The sequence below is a fragment of the Candidatus Nitrospira bockiana genome (assembly GCF_965152565.1).
The window spans coordinates 359,769-376,365 of sequence record NZ_OZ224215.1; the positions used below are offsets into that span (position 1 = coordinate 359,769).

At 63.4% G+C, this 16,597-nt stretch carries 17 protein-coding genes; 13 read left to right on the forward strand and 4 right to left on the reverse strand.

What is annotated here, in order from left to right; all coding sequences use genetic code 11:
- Positions 1-26: 26 nt before the first annotated feature.
- From ACWHYV_RS01870 to ACWHYV_RS01890, 5 genes are all read left to right on the forward strand, one after another.
- Positions 27-1,475 (forward strand): SAM-dependent methyltransferase, encoded by a 1,449-nt coding sequence (locus ACWHYV_RS01870; RefSeq protein WP_447978968.1) that lies wholly within the window; start codon positions 27-29, stop codon positions 1,473-1,475.
- A 317-nt stretch (positions 1,476-1,792) separates the two neighbouring features.
- Positions 1,793-2,077, forward strand: a complete 285-nt coding sequence (tatA, locus tag ACWHYV_RS01875; RefSeq protein WP_447978969.1) for a twin-arginine translocase TatA/TatE family subunit — start codon at positions 1,793-1,795, stop codon at positions 2,075-2,077.
- A 10-nt stretch (positions 2,078-2,087) separates the two neighbouring features.
- Complete coding sequence (gene tatA, locus ACWHYV_RS01880) at positions 2,088-2,369, forward strand: twin-arginine translocase TatA/TatE family subunit (protein ID WP_447978970.1); 282 nt, start codon at positions 2,088-2,090, stop codon at positions 2,367-2,369.
- Positions 2,370-2,598: 229 nt separating this feature from the next.
- Entirely contained in the window at positions 2,599-4,218 is a 1,620-nt protein-coding gene (locus ACWHYV_RS01885) for an alginate export family protein (protein WP_447978971.1), read from the forward strand.
- Positions 4,219-4,557: 339 nt separating this feature from the next.
- The gene (locus ACWHYV_RS01890; RefSeq protein WP_447978972.1) at positions 4,558-4,950 is read left to right on the forward strand and encodes a hypothetical protein; all 393 of its coding nucleotides are present in this window, start codon (positions 4,558-4,560) and stop codon (positions 4,948-4,950) included.
- 42 nt (positions 4,951-4,992) lie between these two features.
- Here the strand turns inward: ACWHYV_RS01890 and ACWHYV_RS01895 are convergent, their stop codons facing one another.
- Entirely contained in the window at positions 4,993-6,669 is a 1,677-nt protein-coding gene (locus ACWHYV_RS01895) for a hypothetical protein (protein ID WP_447978973.1), read from the reverse strand.
- Positions 6,670-6,972: 303 nt separating this feature from the next.
- Between ACWHYV_RS01895 and ACWHYV_RS01900 the strand changes: the two genes are divergently transcribed.
- The 4 genes from ACWHYV_RS01900 (at position 6,973) to ACWHYV_RS01915 (ending at position 10,306) form a co-directional block, all read left to right on the forward strand.
- Positions 6,973-7,719, forward strand: a complete 747-nt coding sequence (locus ACWHYV_RS01900) for a hypothetical protein (protein WP_447978974.1) — start codon at positions 6,973-6,975, stop codon at positions 7,717-7,719.
- A gap of 121 nt (positions 7,720-7,840) precedes the next feature.
- A complete protein-coding gene (locus ACWHYV_RS01905; protein WP_447978975.1) occupies positions 7,841-8,095 on the forward strand; it encodes a hypothetical protein in 255 nt (84 codons plus the stop codon).
- Positions 8,088-10,001, forward strand: a complete 1,914-nt coding sequence (locus ACWHYV_RS01910) for a RecQ family ATP-dependent DNA helicase (RefSeq protein WP_447978976.1) — start codon at positions 8,088-8,090, stop codon at positions 9,999-10,001. The genes ACWHYV_RS01905 and ACWHYV_RS01910 overlap by 8 nt, the downstream gene beginning before the upstream one ends.
- Positions 10,001-10,306 carry a DUF2442 domain-containing protein gene (locus tag ACWHYV_RS01915; RefSeq protein ID WP_447978977.1) on the forward strand — a complete coding sequence of 102 codons (306 nt, stop codon included), beginning with the start codon at positions 10,001-10,003 and terminating at the stop codon, positions 10,304-10,306. Before ACWHYV_RS01910 ends, ACWHYV_RS01915 begins: the two co-directional genes overlap by 1 nt.
- A 52-nt stretch (positions 10,307-10,358) precedes the next feature.
- On the opposite strand, the gene thrH is transcribed toward ACWHYV_RS01915, so the two are convergent.
- Positions 10,359-10,979, reverse strand: a complete 621-nt coding sequence (gene thrH / locus ACWHYV_RS01920) for a bifunctional phosphoserine phosphatase/homoserine phosphotransferase ThrH (RefSeq protein ID WP_447978978.1) — start codon at positions 10,977-10,979, stop codon at positions 10,359-10,361.
- A 167-nt stretch (positions 10,980-11,146) separates the two neighbouring features.
- Between thrH and ACWHYV_RS01925 the strand changes: the two genes are divergently transcribed.
- Positions 11,147-12,331 (forward strand): IS256 family transposase, encoded by a 1,185-nt coding sequence (locus ACWHYV_RS01925; protein WP_447977236.1) that lies wholly within the window; start codon positions 11,147-11,149, stop codon positions 12,329-12,331.
- Positions 12,332-12,605: 274 nt separating this feature from the next.
- On the forward strand, positions 12,606-12,977 hold the full coding sequence (locus ACWHYV_RS01930) for a hypothetical protein (RefSeq protein ID WP_447978979.1): 372 nt from the start codon (positions 12,606-12,608) through the stop codon (positions 12,975-12,977).
- A gap of 113 nt (positions 12,978-13,090) precedes the next feature.
- Here the strand turns inward: ACWHYV_RS01930 and ACWHYV_RS01935 are convergent, their stop codons facing one another.
- Positions 13,091-13,906 (reverse strand): YkgJ family cysteine cluster protein, encoded by an 816-nt coding sequence (locus ACWHYV_RS01935; RefSeq protein WP_447978980.1) that lies wholly within the window; start codon positions 13,904-13,906, stop codon positions 13,091-13,093.
- 99 nt (positions 13,907-14,005) lie between these two features.
- Between ACWHYV_RS01935 and ACWHYV_RS01940 the strand changes: the two genes are divergently transcribed.
- Together ACWHYV_RS01940 and ACWHYV_RS01945 are read left to right on the forward strand one after the other, a co-directional pair.
- Complete coding sequence (locus ACWHYV_RS01940) at positions 14,006-14,380, forward strand: hypothetical protein (protein ID WP_447978981.1); 375 nt, start codon at positions 14,006-14,008, stop codon at positions 14,378-14,380.
- A gap of 19 nt (positions 14,381-14,399) precedes the next feature.
- On the forward strand, positions 14,400-15,551 hold the full coding sequence (locus tag ACWHYV_RS01945) for a PQQ-dependent sugar dehydrogenase (RefSeq protein WP_447978982.1): 1,152 nt from the start codon (positions 14,400-14,402) through the stop codon (positions 15,549-15,551).
- Between the two features lie 230 nt (positions 15,552-15,781).
- Here the strand turns inward: ACWHYV_RS01945 and ACWHYV_RS01950 are convergent, their stop codons facing one another.
- Positions 15,782-16,591 (reverse strand): YdcF family protein, encoded by an 810-nt coding sequence (locus ACWHYV_RS01950; RefSeq protein WP_447978983.1) that lies wholly within the window; start codon positions 16,589-16,591, stop codon positions 15,782-15,784.
- Positions 16,592-16,597: the final 6 nt, after the last annotated feature.

Consider the following 16,597-nt stretch of genomic DNA (forward strand, 5'->3'; position numbering starts at 1 on the left):
AGACTTCCCACACCATGGTGCCTCCCGTGACCAATCCCGACGCGCTCCCGCAGCTCATCGGCGACTTTCGCCCGGTCGACGAGTGGCAGGCTCACCTCAACGACATCTTTTACGGCTTGCGCGGCGGCCGGCTGCGTGACTTCTACCAGACCTTTGCGGCCGCCGATTATCGCCTGGCCCATGCCCTGGCCGCGGACTACTACGAACGCGTCCTGGCGCGCGAGAAAGCGAGGGGGAGTTCCGTTAATCGTGAAGCGTTGATTGTGAATCGTGGGACAAATGACGAATCACGTTTCACGATCCTCGAGCTCGGCTGCGGCAACGGCAACCTGGCCGCGTGCTTCTTGACCCATCTCAAAGCCATCGACAAGGAGGGTCGGGTCTACCCGCGCGTCCGCTACGTCATGGTGGAGCGGCAGCAGGCGGCCCTGGACGCGGCGCTGGCGCACCCCGACCTCACCGACCACCGTGAGCGGGTGGAGGGCCTCTGCGCCGACGTCGAGCGGTTGGCGCAACTCCAAGACGGCACCGTCGATCGGATCTTCTGTAATGAATTGTGGAACGACCTGCCGACCAAGCTCATGGTCCGGAAAGGCGGGGACATCGAAGAAGAGTACATGCGCCCCAATTTGAGCGAGACCCGCTATGCCGAGATCGCCGATTGGGCCGGCTTCGTCAAGGCCTTCGAGACGAAGGACATGGCGGCGCTCGCGACCTTTCCGCCGTTTCTGGAAGACCTGATCTGGGAGAAAGAGTACCGGAAATGCGACTGGAAGGCCGTGCCCTACCGGAAGACGATCACCGAGTTCTTGAAGAAGATCGACGAGCACGTCCTGGTGCCGGTGAACCTCGGCGCCTGCGCCACGGTCAAGGAAGCGAAGCGCCTGCTCGCGCCGGATGCCGTCGGCTTCAGCAGCTTGGACGCGGGCACGAGCGATCTCACCGTGCTCAACGATTCCGAGAAGCCATGCTATGGGCAGTTCGGGGGGCAGTACAGCTTCATGGTGAACTTTGCGCTCATCGAGGCCGTCGCCCGGCACGTCGGCATCAAGACGACCGAGGTGGAGCTGCAGAAGGAGTTCGTGGGGCGGAGCCTCGGCACGAACGTCATGAGTCTCATGGATCTGCTCGCCACCCATCCGCGGACCGCCTCATTGAAAGGCTGGGAGCAGGACCGGTTGATCCTGCAGACCATCCGGGCGCTCAACGAGACCTATACCAGCCCCTACGAACGAAAGATCGACTTTCCGCTCTCGAAGGACACGCCGGCCGAGGAACGGCAAGCGCTGGAGGAGATCTTGGCCTCGCTGAAGCCAAACGGGGTGCCGGACACGATCGCCTATCTGACCGAAGAAGAGTTGAAGGACGCGGAAAAGGACCTCGAGGCGCTCGGCTATGATCCGGATCTGATCAAGACGGCGCTGTTCGCCCCAGCTCAGGGCGTCGATTATTACCACCATTTTCTCCGGCCCTGACCCTCCCGCTCGGTCCCTCCCAGAACCGTGGATTTTTTCAGATAATTCTTGACTCATCCGGGTCTTTTTAGTACCGTGCAGGAGACTTGTCAGACCTTACACCTTTCGAAGTACGTCGAAAGGCCAAGGTCGGAGGCCGGCCAGCCAGACAGGCGGCGCCAGCCTCACGGTCAGCAGAACGTCACGGCAACACAAACGATCATGATGCCAATCCTAGGCTGCTACGAAGGCCGCCCAGTCCATTCAAGCCGTGAGTGGAGCGAGAGGCACGCCGCCGGCCGTTGTAACCGTCTGGGCCAAGGCGCATAGAGGGACCCATGTTTGGCTCGTTTGGATGGATGGAACTGCTGCTGATCCTGATCATCGTGCTGATCATCTTCGGCGCGGGGAAGATCCCGCAGCTCGGCGAGGGCTTGGGGAAGGCGATCAAAGGCTTCAAGAAATCGGTCAACGAACCGGATGCGATGGATGTCACGCCGGCTCAGGAGCAGACGGCGCAGTCGCAGCAGATCCCGCAGGCGGGGCAGCCACAGCCCGCCGGGCAACCGCAGGGACAGCCGCAACCCCACGTCGCACCGATGGAACAGCCGAAGCAAGGGTGATGGCCGAACTATGTTTGGATTGGGCGCCGGCGAGATTCTCATCATCCTGGTCATCGCCTTTTTGCTGTTCGGTCCCAAGCAGCTCCCCGAGGTGGGGCGGCAGGTCGGCAAGGCCGTGAAGGGGCTGAAGGAAACCGCCGACGATCTGCGCAAGTCGGTGGAGCCCGAGATCAACCTGATCCAGCAGGAAGTGAAGATGGTCGAGCAGGATTTCCAAGCGTCGGTCAAGGAAGCGGAGCAGGAGATCGAGAACATCTCCAAGGCGCCGGAGCAGGGCGCTCCCAAGGCGTGAATTTTTTTTGGCGCTATACTGAGTATATTTACACGGCTTAATCGTCTCTCTGAAAGGGGGTGACGCCGGTAGGCACAGTCACACCGGGGGCGGAAGGCACACCGGGTCCCGGTTCCACGACACAACAAGAACCGTAGCTTGTTCATAGTGGTTGCGGTTGGAGTGACACGTCCGGCGGCGAGGTACGAACGCGGCCGGGTCTCTTTATCCAATCAACAGGAGGAACGCTATGAAGGCAGCTCTTCTGCGAATCACGTGGTTCGCGGTGCTCGCGACGTTGGTCGCGATGCCGACGATGCCCGCCTTTGCCGACCCGCCGGTGGCGGCAAAAGTCATCGACAAACCGACCAACATCCCCCCCATCCCCCGCGGGATGCCCGACCTGACCCCCTATCACGAATTCGATCCACCCAAGAGCCCGCTGTTCGATATCCGGAGGCTGACGATCTCCGGCGATATGCGGGTGCGGCCGGAGTTGCGCACGAACTCGAACTTCGGGGTGTCTCAAACCGGTACCGGCCGCGTCGCTGGCGCGAATGATTTCTATGTCCAGCAGTGGTTCCGACTGGGAATTGACTATGCCATCTCGCCCGATGTGGATTTCTTCGTTCAGCCGCAGTGGGCGAAAAACTGGGGAGCCGCCAACAATACTATTACGGCAGGGGCTGGATGTTCCGCCGGTGGCAGTATCTGCGCGAACGACGCGTTCCAGAACGGTCAGGCAGACAGTCTATTCCTTCGACAGGCCTTCATCATGATCCGGAACCTCGGCGTCCAAAACCTGAGCTTGAAGGCCGGCCGTCAAATGATCGTGATGGGCAACCACCGCCTGTTCGGTCACTTCGACTGGGCCAATACGGGCTTCACCCATGACGGTGTGACCCTGCAGTACACCCAGCCGACCTGGGAGTTCTGGGGCGGATGGCTGCGCCCGATGGAGACCGACTTCAACGTCTTTGGCACTCAAAGCACGTCATTCGGCGTCATGCCGCAGGGCGCGCCGACGAGCAGTTTCGCGAAGGCGGGTGCTGATGCCGATATCTTTTTCACGCGGTTCGTATTCAAGCCCATGGCTGGGCTGTCGTTTGAGCCCCTATGGGTCTACTTTAAGAACAGCGCTACGCAGGGGGCTGGCCTATCAGCGGCTAATAGCGTCCTTGCTGCACATGCCAACGATCAGGCCCGCCACAACGTGGGTGCCCGCCTAGCATTGCGGCAAGGGATCTTCGATGGAACAGTTGAAGGCTACTGGCAGTTCGGCTCGATGGGCGTTGGCGCCTCGGGCCAGCGGGTTCATATCAACGCCTATGCTCTAGCGGCTGAAGCTGGTGTGACGCTGGCGGCTATCCCGTGGTCACCGCGCCTGGGCATCGAATTCAACTATGCATCCGGTGACGGTGATGCGGCTCGGTGTCAACAGGGGCAGGTAGCGGCGTGTAACGGCAACGCCAACACCTTCGAGAACTTCTATCCGACCAACCACATCGTCATGGGCTATGCCGACGTGATGGCCTGGCGGAACATGGTGGCGTACAGCGGCAGCCTCCAGATGAAGCCGTCGGATGCGCAACACGTGGAATTCCGGGTGTGGCAGTTCAGGAAGGCGGTCTCGGGTGACTGCTGGTACCGCGCCGCTCAGAACTGCTACTTCACGCAAAACAACGGCTCCAGCTCGCTGGCGACCGAGCTCGACGGCATCTACACCTTGTTCTTCAAAGACAACAAGGTGGCCTGGCAGATCGGCGGCAGCTACATCATCGCCGGAGACTTCCTGGACAAGGTGGCCGGTCCCGGTCAGAATCCCGTCAACCAAGTCTGGGCCTACACCCAGCTACACATCAACTTCTAGCCTCGAGACTGCCCCGCCGAGGATGCCTCGGCGGGGCCCCTCCCTCCCCCGGAGCAGCGCTTCTCGAGAAGCTAGCCGACCTAGGCTCACCTTTCCCTCTCTGTTCCAGGACGAAATCACAACTTTTCTCTTGGTGAACTGTTCGAGATCGGCGGGGACCGCCTACCAGGCTCGGGCGAGTCCTTCTCACCGTCTTGACATTCGGTTCTCCTGCTTTACCTCTAGGGCGCAGCCGGGGTTTACCGTGCCTCGTGTCGGGTGCTTCCGGCTCTTTCATCCGAGGCATCGGGGCCGGAGAGGGAGTAGACCCAAGCCACCACAGAGCGAAAGGAGAACAACATGCCGATGGGTGTCCTCCGTGCCGTCGCTGTATCGATGGCACTCCTCAGCGCGTTCATGGTCGCGAACCTCCCGTTGGGCCAACCAGCCGTTGCCGCCGACTCGTTGAAGGTCGACGGTCTGCCGAATGACCCCCGCCAGTTCCGTACGTCCGTCGAGGCCTTGATCGGGCAGGTGGACAAGCTGGTCGCCAAGCTCAAGGCATCACCCGAAGCTCAAGCGCTCGTCCTGGATCTCATCCAGACGCGTGACAATGTGCTTCGCGAGATCGCGAAACTGGAAGGTACGCCGGGCGATGCGAAATGGAATCCCAAGGAGATGCGGGAGAGCGTCGAGGCCATGCTGAAGCTGATGAAGGCTCAGTATGAGAAGGCCGCGACGATGGTCGGCTGAGCGAACCTGGTACGACCGCTTCCGCCCCAGAGAGTTGAAAGACTACTGAGCGGGGCTACTCACGATCGGAAGGGTCAATTCTGAGGCGGTCTGAGGGAGCGCCGGGAAGACGGTTGCCGACTTTGGCAGGGCACGGAGGAATTCGGCGACCGTGGTCGTTCCATCCTGGTCCGGATCCAGGCGGCCCTGGAACACACGCAGCAACGGGGAGCTGTTATCGGCCACGTGGCCCGTGTTTACGACTTGGAGGACACGGGCTCGGCTTTCGCGCGCCTTCCCACGGCTCTTCGATCCCAGCTCGCCCTGCCAGTTGGGAGCCTTGGCTTTCGCCTGCGGCAGCACGCTTCCATCGAGGGCGCGAACATCGGTCGGCTCGATGAGCAGGAGGCTCAGTCGGGCCGGAAGCTTCCCCAGTTTCTGCTGAAGGTCGGTAAGCGCGACCATCCGTCGGGCCGACGAAGACCGGCCGGCATCATAGGGGACCAGGTAGACGCCCCCTGACTTCGCGTCCACCGCCGCCTGGCCGGTGAAGTAGAAGATCACGATCGAGTCCTCGGCGACCTTCTCGGGTAGCCAGGTCTCGACCGCCTCCTCCATGTCGATCCGGGTGGCGTGGTCGTCCACGAGCGTCAACGTATTCGCCTGAGGGATCCCGCCCTCTTCCAGCGCGGACACCAGCGAATCCCAGTCGTTCATCTTGGTTGCCGGAGCAGCAGTATCTCGATACCGGCCAATGGCCGTGACGATCACATAGTGGCTACCGACCATCGAACCGGTCGCTGCTTTATTATGAGGGGACGCGGGCGTCGCCACGCCGGGCGTCGCGATCGACCTCGGCCGGATAGCGGCCACCAATGTTTGGGTCGGGAGGTTCGCCATATTGCTCGCCGCCAAAGAGAGCATGAGCTCCCCGCGCTGCGCCTCTACGTTGGCCGGCATTCGTCCCCACAGGATCAAGGACTTGGCTTCACCAGGTTGCAGGGGCCCGACCTGCAGCGGCGTACTCATGCTTCCGGCAAAAGCGTCGACTAATGCCGGCGTTCCCGAGAGAACCACGGAGGCGGCGGGAAACGGCGTGCTGCCTTGATTCGTCGCATCGATCCGAACGCCGACCTTCTCACCGGCTTCGAGGATTTGGTTGTCGTTTTCATCGAGCAGGGTCGCGCGTACGGACAAGGCACTTCCTCCGCCCTCCCGTGGAGAAGCCTGCGATACCGGGACCTGCGCCGCAGCGGTCTGGGCCGGGGCAGAGGGCTGACTGATTCGATGGGCGCTTTCCGCCATCTTGGTCGCAAGGTACTCGGCCGCCTTCCGCAGTGCGGCGTCCAATTGTCCGGCCGAGCACTGCGCACCTCCCGATCCGAGAAGAGGGGTCCATAAGTTCATTTGATCGGAGTATCGCAATGGAATTTCTGCGAGCGTCCGGCCCGTCGCATCTTGGAAGGAGGTGATCATTTCAATGTCAAGATGGGCCATGAAGTGATCCAACTCGCCGGTCCTCGTCGTCGGGACAAATGAATGCCGAATCAGCCGAGAGGCGATCACGAGGTTCGGGACGGTCCCGCCAGCCGGAGTTGGGGCGCCGTTGGCGGCTGCCAGCTCGGCCTGTGCGAACTGCCTCCGTCCCCGCTCCATGAACGCTTTGATGATGGCGTCACCGAGCGGCCCTCGCCAGAGCTGGTCGGCACAGATCGTTTGCTCGAACACAGCGTCCCTCACGGAATCCTCGAAGACGAACTTCGCGGTGAGGGGACTTGGCGGCGCTTGCTCGGTTTCATAGGTCAGTCGGGGTAGGCGTAACTGGTCGCAACCTGAAAGCGGGAGGACAGCGAGGCTGAAGAGCAGCAGCGAGGCGCCGGGGGGAAATCGCATGGCGCGTACCCTACCGGATTGAGGGGACGGAAGCAACAGGACCGGTCATCTGCAGGAGTCACTGGCTCAGGCGCCGTGCCTTGACACCGTCGAATCAAGGGGACGATGATAACGGTGCAGCCGCCATGCCTCCCGCCAGGAGGGACGACCATGATCCCGCTTCGATCTCTGATCTCGGTTGTCTTGTTGATCGTGCTCGCCGCCTGTTCCGCGTCGCCACCGGCTCGGATCGATGCCTACCTCGGCGCCGACGCTCAGCGGGACAGGATGGAACTCGCCGCCATCTCTCCCGATCAGCTGATCGATGCCGGCCTCCTGGTCCTCAACGATGTGACGTGGCCAAGATCCGCCCCGGCCCTGTCCGAGGAGTCGCTCCATTTCCTCACGGACCGGACGCAACAACAGGTCCAGGAGATGCTTCCGATCCGGATCGTGAAAGTGCTGCAAGACCCGGGCGTCCTTCCGACCGGCAATGCCGATCAATTCGTCCAGTTGGCGAAAGAGCAGGGATTGGACTATCTGCTGATCGCAATCTTCTCGAGTGAGGAATCCGAGATCCCGCTCTACCTCCCCTTGGACGGCGCGCCCGAGCAGGGCGGAACTCGACCGAAGGTGCCGGGCTTCGAGGCGGTGAATTATGCGCTGTCCGAGTTGGTCCTGCTCGATGCCAAGACCGGCCGGCCGATCGCCCAAGCCGACGGGCGGGCATGGGCCAGCCTCAACCGGCTCTATGTCCCGATCAAATCCAACGCCTACCCGGTAATCCACAAGTCCCTGCGCATCGCACCCATCTACCCCAAGGAAGAGAATGCCAAGGACGTGTTGAGGAGTGTCGCCGGTGATGAGGCACTCGAGCAGGCGGTGATGCATCTGAACCACGCGCTCAAGAAGGCCTGACTGCCTGAGTCGGCCTCCGGTCCTCGGGATCCTCCGGCATCGCCCATCTCTCTTGACGGCTGCTCCGACTCCGTTTAGACTCCTGCCGCCATTCACCTCCACACCTGCTCGAGAGGGTTGCATGCACCACTATCGTCTCGTCCTGCTCGGGTTGATCTCCTGCCTCCTGGTCGTTGCCGGCTGCAGCTCCACCGAATGGGTCCACGCCACCAAGAAGAAAGAGCAGTTCGTCTATGACTACAACAAGTGCGATCGCCAGGTCGTGAACTCGATGTCCCAAGGTAACACCGTCGTCTATACCCCGTACGTCCAGAAGAGTATGGTCGACAAGTGCTTGATGAAAGAAGGGTGGGTGCAGCGCGAGAAGCGTGACTAGCGGCACGGTCCCGCCGATGCTGCATATCGTCAACGACTCTCCTCCACTCGATCTCATCCAACAGCTTCGTCGCCGGTTCGGTTTCGAGGAGTTCCGGCACGGCCAGCGTGAGGTCATCGAGGGCGTGCTCGCCCGTCGCGACGTCCTGGCCGTCATGCCGACGGGACAAGGCAAGTCCCTCTGCTTCCAACTGCCCGCCACGTTGACTCCGGGCCTCACGGTCGTCATCTCCCCGTTGATCGCGCTCATGAAGGATCAAGTGGATGCCCTCCGGGCGCGGGGGATCGCCGCGGGGACCTATCATTCCGGGCTCTCGCAGACCGAGCGCGACCGCACGATTCAGGACATGAAGCTCGGCCGCTTGCGGCTGCTCTATCTCGCCCCTGAGCGGATGCAGCACGTCTGGTTCATCCGCCAGCTCCGGCAGGCCGGTGCGTCCCTGCTCGTCGTGGACGAAGCGCACTGCATCTCCCATTGGGGGCATGATTTTCGGCCCGATTACCTGAAGCTGGGGGAGCTCCGGGCTCAGCTCGACGATCCGCCGTGCCTGGCGCTCACGGCGACGGCGACGCCCCGCGTTCAAGGCGACATCGTCGAGAAGTTGGCGTTCCGCACGCCCCTCACCGTCGTCACCGGCTTTCGCCGCCCCAATCTCGCGTTTTCCGTCGAGCTGTGCGCATCGAGGCATGACAAACTCAAGGCGCTCGAGCGGCTGTTGGACGAGGTGACCGACGGGAGCGTCTTGGTCTATTGCGCGACCCGACGCCGGGTGGAGGAATTGGCCCGGCACTTCGCGGATCGGCCGGAAGGGGTGGGGTACTACCACGCCGGGCTCGGCGACGACGCGCGGGCGGCCATTCACGACCGGTTCCTCTCGGGCCGCGTCAAGGTGCTGGTCGCCACGAATGCCTTCGGCATGGGCATCGACAAACCCGACGTCCGGCTCGTCGCCCATTATGACGTCCCAGGCAGTCTCGAAGCCTATTATCAGGAGGCCGGGCGTGCGGGACGGGACGGGTTGCCGGCCCGTTGCGTCCTGCTGTTCCAGCAGAGCGACATCAGCACCCAGGAATTCCTGATCCAGAAATCCGGCGAGGCGTTGGCCCTGAGCGGCATGGACCCGCGTCCGCGCCAGGAGGCCTGCCGCGACCTGCTTCGGCGGATCGTGGCCTATGCCTATGCCACGCGCTGCCGGCAACTCGTCGTCCTGGACTATTTCGGCGACGTCGATGAGACGGCGCTCGGCCCGTGCGGACGGTGCGACCGATGCCGATCGGCTCCGACGGTCCAAGAGGCAGACCCCGATGTGCTCGACCAGGCCAAAGCCGTGCTCTCGACCGTGGCCCGGTTTCATGGGCGGTTCGGTGCCACGCGCCTGACCGATCTGCTCTATGGCAGCACGTCCAAGGGTGTGACGGGTTCGGGGCTGCATCTGAGCGAGGCCTACGGACGCTTGCGGGCGCTCGGACGGGCGAGCATCGGACGGCTGGTGCGCCGGCTTCTCACCGCGGGTTACCTGCGCACGGAAGGTTTGGACTATCCCGTCTTGGAGCTGACGGCGAAAGGTGCCGGCGTGCTCAAGGGGACGGAGGCGTTGGAGTGGGAAGAGCCGGCCCCTGCGCCGACGCCGGGCACCCTTGAGAAGACGAAGGGCGCGGGACGAGGCGCTGTGACTCAGGAGGCCGATCTGGAGCTGTTCGAGCGCTTGCGTGCCTGGCGAGCCGCTGTCGCGCGGGAGGAGGAGATGGCGGCCTTCATGGTGCTCCACGACAAGACGCTCCGGCACATCGCCGCGATGCGCCCGGCGTCCCTCGACGCGCTGGAAGCCATCCCCGGGATCGGCCCCGCCAAGCTCGAGCGCTGGGGACGAAAGCTGTTGGAGGTGGTGAAAGGGAATGAGAACTGATGCTTCCTTCGGCAGTTGAAGTCACGAATGTTTCAAAGCATGGCTTCTGGCTGCTTCTTCAGCAGCGAGAGCTCTTCATGCCCTTTGATCAGTTCCCTTGGTTTGAAGACGTTCCTGTTCGCAAACTGATGAACGTCACGCTTCCTCATCCCCACCATCTCTATTGGCCTGATTTGGACATCGACCTTGCGGTGGAGTCTATTGAACACCCTGCCGATTTCCCCCTGGTCAGCAAAGCACCTGTCCGATCCGCGAGTGCGCCGAAACCCCGTAAGGAAGCTCGCGGCCGAGCCAAGCCTTCTTAGCTAAGCCGTCAGCCTCTCATCTGTCTGCTGACAGCTCCGAAGCTCCCCGCTCCTATCTCTCCAACGGCCCCGCTTTCGCCAAGAGCGCTTGCAGGTCGGGATAGGTCTGCGCGACCGGGAACTGAGGGAATTGCCGGGCGATGCTGTCGGGGGGGCGGAAGAGCACCCCGGCGTCCGCCTCGGCCAGCATCGCGGTGTCGTTATAGGAGTCGCCGGCGGCAAGAATGCGGAACTTGAGGCTCTTGAGCGCGATCACCGATTGTCGCTTTTGATCCGGCTGGCGAAGGTGATAGTTGACGATCCGGCCGGCGGCGTCGACTTCCAGCCGATTACAGAAAATCGTCGGATACCCGAGCTGCCGCATCAAGGGGAGCGCGAACTCCGAGAACGTGTCGGAGAGGATGATGACTTGGCAGCGCTCCCGAAGCCAGCCGAGAAATTCCGTCGCCCCGTCCAATGGCGCCATCGTCGCAATGACCGACTGGATGTCAGCCAGCTTCAGCCGGTGCTGGTCCAAGATCCCGAGGCGCCGCTTCATCAGCACATCGTAGTCGGGGATGTCACGGGTCGTCAGCCGCAGGTCGGCAATGCCGGTGCGCTCGGCCACGTTGATCCAAATCTCCGGCACCAGGACGCCTTCCAGGTCCAAGCACGTGATGATCGGGGCTACCATGAGGGCCTCGCAGCGAATGAAAGGCGGCCATCATAGCGCAAAGCTGGCCATCGGACAATCGAGATCCCGCACGGGGTGATGTAACGTTGTGTGTGTAAAAGAAGAAGGGTGTAAGCTGGGTCGCTGTCCAGGCAAACCCATTCTCCAACAACGGAGGGCTTACACCCATGAGCACGCTAGCACCGTGGACCGAGCAGTTTCAACATTTCATGAGCGACGTCCGCGAGCAGTTCTGGGGCGATCTGCATCGCCACACCCGGGAGGTGTGGCAACGCAGCCTGGAGCGACTCTCGGTCGAGGCGCGGGATCGGTATCTGGGGGTGCGGGAGTATGAGCGGGACGCGAGCCGGCCGGATTATCGCAACGGCTTCTATGAACGAGAGGTCGTGACGGTGTTCGGGACGCTCCGCGTCCGCGTGGCCCGGACGCGGCGACAGGCGTTCCTGCCGCGGGGGCTCCAGCGCCTGCAGCGGCGTGCGCCGGAGGTGACCCTGCTCATCCGCGAAGCGTTCTTACGCGGGATCAGCACGCGGCCCGCGGGGCGCCTCATCGCGTTGCTCACGGAGGAGCCGGTCAGTGCCCAAACGGTCTCGCGCCTCAGTCGGGCGTTGGACCACGCCGTGGCCCAGTTTCATCAGGCGCCCCTGACCGACGACTGGCGCTATCTGTTTCTGGACGGGGTGAGCCTGCGCGTCCGACGCCCCAGCGGCCGCAAGCGCGTCCAGCTGTTAGTCGCCTACGGCATCCGGGCCGATGGGACCCGGCAGTTGCTGGCGTTTACCCGGAGCCGGGGCGAGAGCCAAGCAGCGTGGGAGGGCTTATTGCAGGATCTCTACCGGCGCGGCCTGGAGGGCCGGCACCTGCAACTCGTCGTGACGGATGGCTGTCCGGGGTTAGCGGCCGCCGTGCAGACCGTCTACCCCAGGGTCCCGCATCAGCGGTGTTGGGTGCATAAGCTGCGCAACGTACTCGGGCGTGTCCGGCGCCGGGATCATGCGGCCGTCAAGGCCGCCGTGCAGGCGATCTATCAGGCCCCCAATCGGCGGGAGGCGGAGGCCGCCGCCCGCACGTTCGCTCGGCACTGGCAGGCCGCGTATCCGACCGTGGTCGCGCGGGTGCTGGCGGATCTGCCCGAGTTGTTGGCGTTCTTCAGTTGTCCTCCGCGACTGCGGCGCAAGCTGCGCACCACCAATGCCATCGAACGCTGCTTCGTGGAAGTGCGTCGGCGGACGCGCCCGATGGTCTGCTTTGTCAATGTCCAGAGTGTGGAGCGGATTATTTACTCGATCTTCAACCGGTTTAATTTGCAGTGGCGTCAGCACACCCTTCAGGAATTTACACAAGCGGCTTGACATCACCCCCGCACGGAGGTGGTTGGCCGTCGGCCTCCGCACAGCGCGTCGCGGAGACGCCGTCATCGTCGGCTGGCCTCCGGCCACTCCTTCCTGGTGATCGTGTGGCAGCCGAGAAAAAGCGTTTGACTTGGCCTCCCATTCCCAGTATGTAGTCCTCGTACCTACACTCCCTTCGGTCACCTCATGGTTCCTTCGACGACCGGCAAGCGCAGGACGCCCGTTCTCGGCGTCATTCTCATTCCATCCACATCATCATCTACAGGAGGGGCGGATGAACGATCAGGTTTGTGAGTTGGACACCAATGCCTCGAAGATCACGTTGGGGGATCTGCTCATCTTCATCGATTGGATGCAGCGGGTCGATGCGGCGCTGGAACGGGGCGACGCGCTGCCTGCGCACCCGGACATCGAGTCCGAGAAGGTGAAGAGTTGGATCGGCATGATCCAGCGCATCGAGGAGCGGTATCGCCGCATCGAGGAAAAGCGCGTCGCGCTGGAAGCGAACCTGATGGCGCAAGAGGCCCAGTTGAGCCAGCTCCTGGCCCAACTCCATCAAAACATCGCGTCGCTCTACGACACGCTGGGCTTGGAGGATAAGGCCTTCCAGGTCCGGAAGAAGGCGGAGACGGTTCACGCAGCCTAACGGATACTCGCTTCGCGCGACGGCGCTTGCTCACCCCCTGTGGACGGCCGGAATGGGGTCGGCCGAAATGCAGGAGGAGGCCGCGGGGCGGCAGGTCGAAAACAGGACGGCTCCTAGCGCGTGCTGGGAGTCGTCTTGTTTTTTCCCCGCGCGGCGAATTCGTAATCGAGCAGGCGCGACAGCGTCTCCAGCGCCTGATCCAGCAGCGCCAGGCCCTTCCACTCGCGTGCCATGTCCGCGCGCTGCGCCTCGGCCCATTCGAGCGCGAGCGGCAGCGGAATCAGGCGGGGCGCGGTCTTCGTCAACTCCGACCAGAGCAGGCCCAGGACGCTGCCGACCCGGGTGGGGACGGGAACCGGGCGGATCGGCTGGTTGATCAGGTCTTGGCAGAGCTCGGCCGGGGAGGTGACCAGCAGTTCCCGGCACGCGGCCGGGCGCTCTTCATAGACGGCGCAGGTCTCGTCCTCGAGAAACGGACACGGCATTCGAAGCGCGTAGTAGGCGCGGTTCAACGGTTCCAACTCCTCATCGGTCAGGCCCCGCTCGGTGTGCGCGACGTCGCGAAGCGCCTCAAGCAGTCCCGCCTCCGTCAGGCGAGCCTGAGCGGCCGCCACGTTCTCCAGCAAGCGCGTCCGGCGGGGCTCGGGCAACCCGTCGATCCAGGCGTGCAGCCGAAAGGCTTCCGGGGGAGACACGGGGACCAGCATGCGGCAGCAGGCGGCACATCCGCGACGGCAGGAGACGTGCTCGCCCGTCTCCGCGAGGTGCTGCGTTTCGAGCGCCTGCGCGTCTTCTCCCACCCGCCGCAGGAACGGAACGATGCTGCTGATCGGCACGAATCCGGCCGGCACGTCGAGCGTGGCGTTCACCGGACCGGCCGGCGTCGTGATTTCGAGCGTGATCCGTTCGGGGAGGCCTGGGTCGGACATGTCGTGGTCCTGTTTCGGTGGGCGCGTCATCTTAAAAGACCGCTCGTAGACCGGTCAAGCCGAGGTTGCCCTCGGCGGCGCCGTCCCCCATAATGAAGCATGGCGACATCGGACCCGAAGCTCAGCGGCCACGTCATCGGCCTGCTCAAGGAATACATGCACGATCTCGTCGAGCAGGCGGCGCAGGAGGCCAGGACGCAGCAGTCCTTCGGATTTACCCCGGCTCCCTACCGCCCGGACCAGGCCATCTCCGACCTGCTCGCGATCCTCGATGATCGCATCGAGTCGGAAGGGGTCCAGGTCGGCCTGCCCGACGGCTTCCTGCATCACATGTGGACGCTCTGTAACGAGGCTCAGACGCACATCGGCGAGCGCGTGTGGCTGGAAGCCAACGTCCGGGAGGCTCACTCCAAGGCCGTCACCCGCGAGCTGACCTACCGCGCCTTGCTCGAATATCTGGAGGGGCGGACGTGAGGCCGCGACCGAGTCGAGCATGGTAACGACGCCGGCCTGCAGCCAAGGCCGGCGTACGAGCGGCATCGCTCTCTTGCTCCTCATCGGCGCTCTCGCCATGTGGCCGGCGGCGACCTGCGCCGTCACCGCCTCCGGCCTCAGGCTCCAGCCGGTCGTCCCTCAGCGGTTCGATCGTCCGCTCTATGTGGCCGAGCCGCCGGGGTCGAGCGGCCGCCTGTTCGTGGTCGAGCAACCGGGCCGGATCCGGGTGATTCACAACGGCGTGCTCGTCGGGCGGCCGTTCCTCGATATCACCGGACGCGTCTTGTCCACCGGGTGGGAGCAGGGCTTGTTGGGGCTGGCGTTCCATCCCGCCTATCCGCAGAACGGCCGGTATATCGTGAATTACACGCGACGGCCCGATGGCGCCACGGTGATCGCCGAGTACCGGGCGACATCCGATCGGACGGTCTCGACGGGGGAGGAGCGCGTGCTCCTGGTCATCCCCCAGCCCTATACCAATCACAACGGCGGCATGGTGGAGTTCGGACCGGACGGCTTCCTGTACATCGGCATGGGAGACGGCGGATCCCGCGGCGACCCGGAGAATCGCGGGCAGGACACGCACGAGCTGCTGGGCAAGATGCTTCGGATCGACGTGGATGGGGGGAAGCCCTATGCCATCCCGCCGGACAACCCGTTTGCCGCCGGGGGCGGCCGGCCGGAAATTTTTGCGCTCGGGCTCCGCAATCCGTGGCGCTTCGCCTTCGATCGGAAGACCGGAGCCCTCTGGGTGGCGGACGTCGGCCAGAACGACTGGGAAGAGATCGATCTCGTCCAGCGCGGCGGGAACTATGGGTGGCGGATCATGGAAGGGCGCCATTGCTTTGCCCCGAGGGTCGGCTGCTCGGCCGACGGTCTCATCCCGCCGGTCGCGGAGTATCCAACGCGCGAGCCCCGCTGCTCGATCATCGGGGGATACGTGTACCGAGGGCGCGAGCTCGCAGGTCTGGACGGCACCTACGTCTATGCCGATTACTGTAGCGGCGAGGTGCTGGGCCTCCAGGGCGGGCGGGAAGTCCTCCTGCTCGCGACCGGGTTTCGCATCTCCTCACTGGGCCAGGATCAGGCCGGCGAGCTGTACGTGATCGACCACGGCGGGACCGTCTATCGGCTCATGAAGGGGAAGTAGGAGGGGAGCGTTGAGTCTGTTTGGTCAGTTAGGTCGGTTGAGTCGGTTAGGTCCGTTGGGAAAGAGCGTTCAGTCGGTTGAGTCCGTTGGAAAAGCCGGGCCAAACTGAGTGAACGGACCAAACGGACGAAACGGACTCAACGGACCTAACGTCTTCACTTCATATTTCCCAAGACTGCCCCAACTGACCTAACGGACCAAACGGACTCAACCGACCTAACGTCCTCACCTCATATTTTCCCCAAGATCCGATAGACCCAGGTGCCGATCCGCTCCGTGAGCCCCATCGTGCTCTTTCGCAAGGCCTCGACTTGCGGGATCAGGTCGAAGGGATTGTTGCGCCAGAGCCGATCGGGGTGCTCCTTCGACGAGTAGCCGCAGGGCACGGGGGTGGCGTCGAAGCCCTGTTTCCGAAACAGACCGAGCGCGCGCGGCATATGGCTGGCCGACGTCACGAGCAGGATCGATGTGTCACCCAGCAGCCGCTTGGTCTCGACGGCATTCTCATAGGTCGTTCGGGACTGAGTCTCGATCGTGATCGCGTCGGCCGGCACGCCGAGCCGCATCGCCAAATGTTTCATCTCGACGGATTCCTCGGGCCCATCTTCGAACACCAACGCGTCGCCCGCGGAGAAGACCAGCCGCGACGACAGCCCACGGGTGAAGAGCTCGACGCCGCAGAAGGTGCGCTCGATGGAGGCGAGCGTCAGTTCATTGCTCGGCCGGAGGGTGCCCTTGGGGAACACGCCGCCGCCCAACACGACGATGGCATCGTACCGTTGCGAGGAGGCGCCGGTGAACGGCGGATGCTCGGCTTCCAGCGGGGCGACCATGTGACCGGCGACGATCGGATTGCCCAAGACGACGACGAGCATGAAGGCGAGAAACGCAAGCAAGCGGATCGATCCAAGGCGTTTGGCGGCGTTCGGCCAGACCAGCGCCGCGAGCAGCAGGCCGAGCAGGATGACCAGCCAGGAATACGGATAGACCAGATACTTGGCCGACTTGTAGACGCCATACGCAAACGGCGTAAGTTCCATTGCCTC

Bases quoted from the DNA above. Each gene is read 5' to 3' on its own strand.
- tatA (WP_447978969.1), top strand. From the start codon at position 1,793: ATGTTTGGCTCGTTTGGATGGATGGAACTGCTGCTGATCCTGATCATC.
- tatA (WP_447978970.1), top strand. From the start codon at position 2,088: ATGTTTGGATTGGGCGCCGGCGAGATTCTCATCATCCTGGTCATCGCC.
- ACWHYV_RS01885 (WP_447978971.1), top strand. From the start codon at position 2,599: ATGAAGGCAGCTCTTCTGCGAATCACGTGGTTCGCGGTGCTCGCGACG.
- ACWHYV_RS01890 (WP_447978972.1), top strand. From the start codon at position 4,558: ATGCCGATGGGTGTCCTCCGTGCCGTCGCTGTATCGATGGCACTCCTC.
- ACWHYV_RS01900 (WP_447978974.1), top strand. From the start codon at position 6,973: ATGATCCCGCTTCGATCTCTGATCTCGGTTGTCTTGTTGATCGTGCTC.
- ACWHYV_RS01905 (WP_447978975.1), top strand. From the start codon at position 7,841: ATGCACCACTATCGTCTCGTCCTGCTCGGGTTGATCTCCTGCCTCCTG.
- ACWHYV_RS01915 (WP_447978977.1), top strand. From the start codon at position 10,001: ATGCTTCCTTCGGCAGTTGAAGTCACGAATGTTTCAAAGCATGGCTTC.
- thrH (WP_447978978.1), bottom strand. From the start codon at position 10,979: ATGGTAGCCCCGATCATCACGTGCTTGGACCTGGAAGGCGTCCTGGTG.
- ACWHYV_RS01925 (WP_447977236.1), top strand. From the start codon at position 11,147: ATGAGCACGCTAGCACCGTGGACCGAGCAGTTTCAACATTTCATGAGC.
- ACWHYV_RS01930 (WP_447978979.1), top strand. From the start codon at position 12,606: ATGAACGATCAGGTTTGTGAGTTGGACACCAATGCCTCGAAGATCACG.
- ACWHYV_RS01935 (WP_447978980.1), bottom strand. From the start codon at position 13,906: ATGTCCGACCCAGGCCTCCCCGAACGGATCACGCTCGAAATCACGACG.
- ACWHYV_RS01940 (WP_447978981.1), top strand. From the start codon at position 14,006: ATGGCGACATCGGACCCGAAGCTCAGCGGCCACGTCATCGGCCTGCTC.
- ACWHYV_RS01945 (WP_447978982.1), top strand. From the start codon at position 14,400: ATGGTAACGACGCCGGCCTGCAGCCAAGGCCGGCGTACGAGCGGCATC.
- ACWHYV_RS01950 (WP_447978983.1), bottom strand. From the start codon at position 16,591: ATGGAACTTACGCCGTTTGCGTATGGCGTCTACAAGTCGGCCAAGTAT.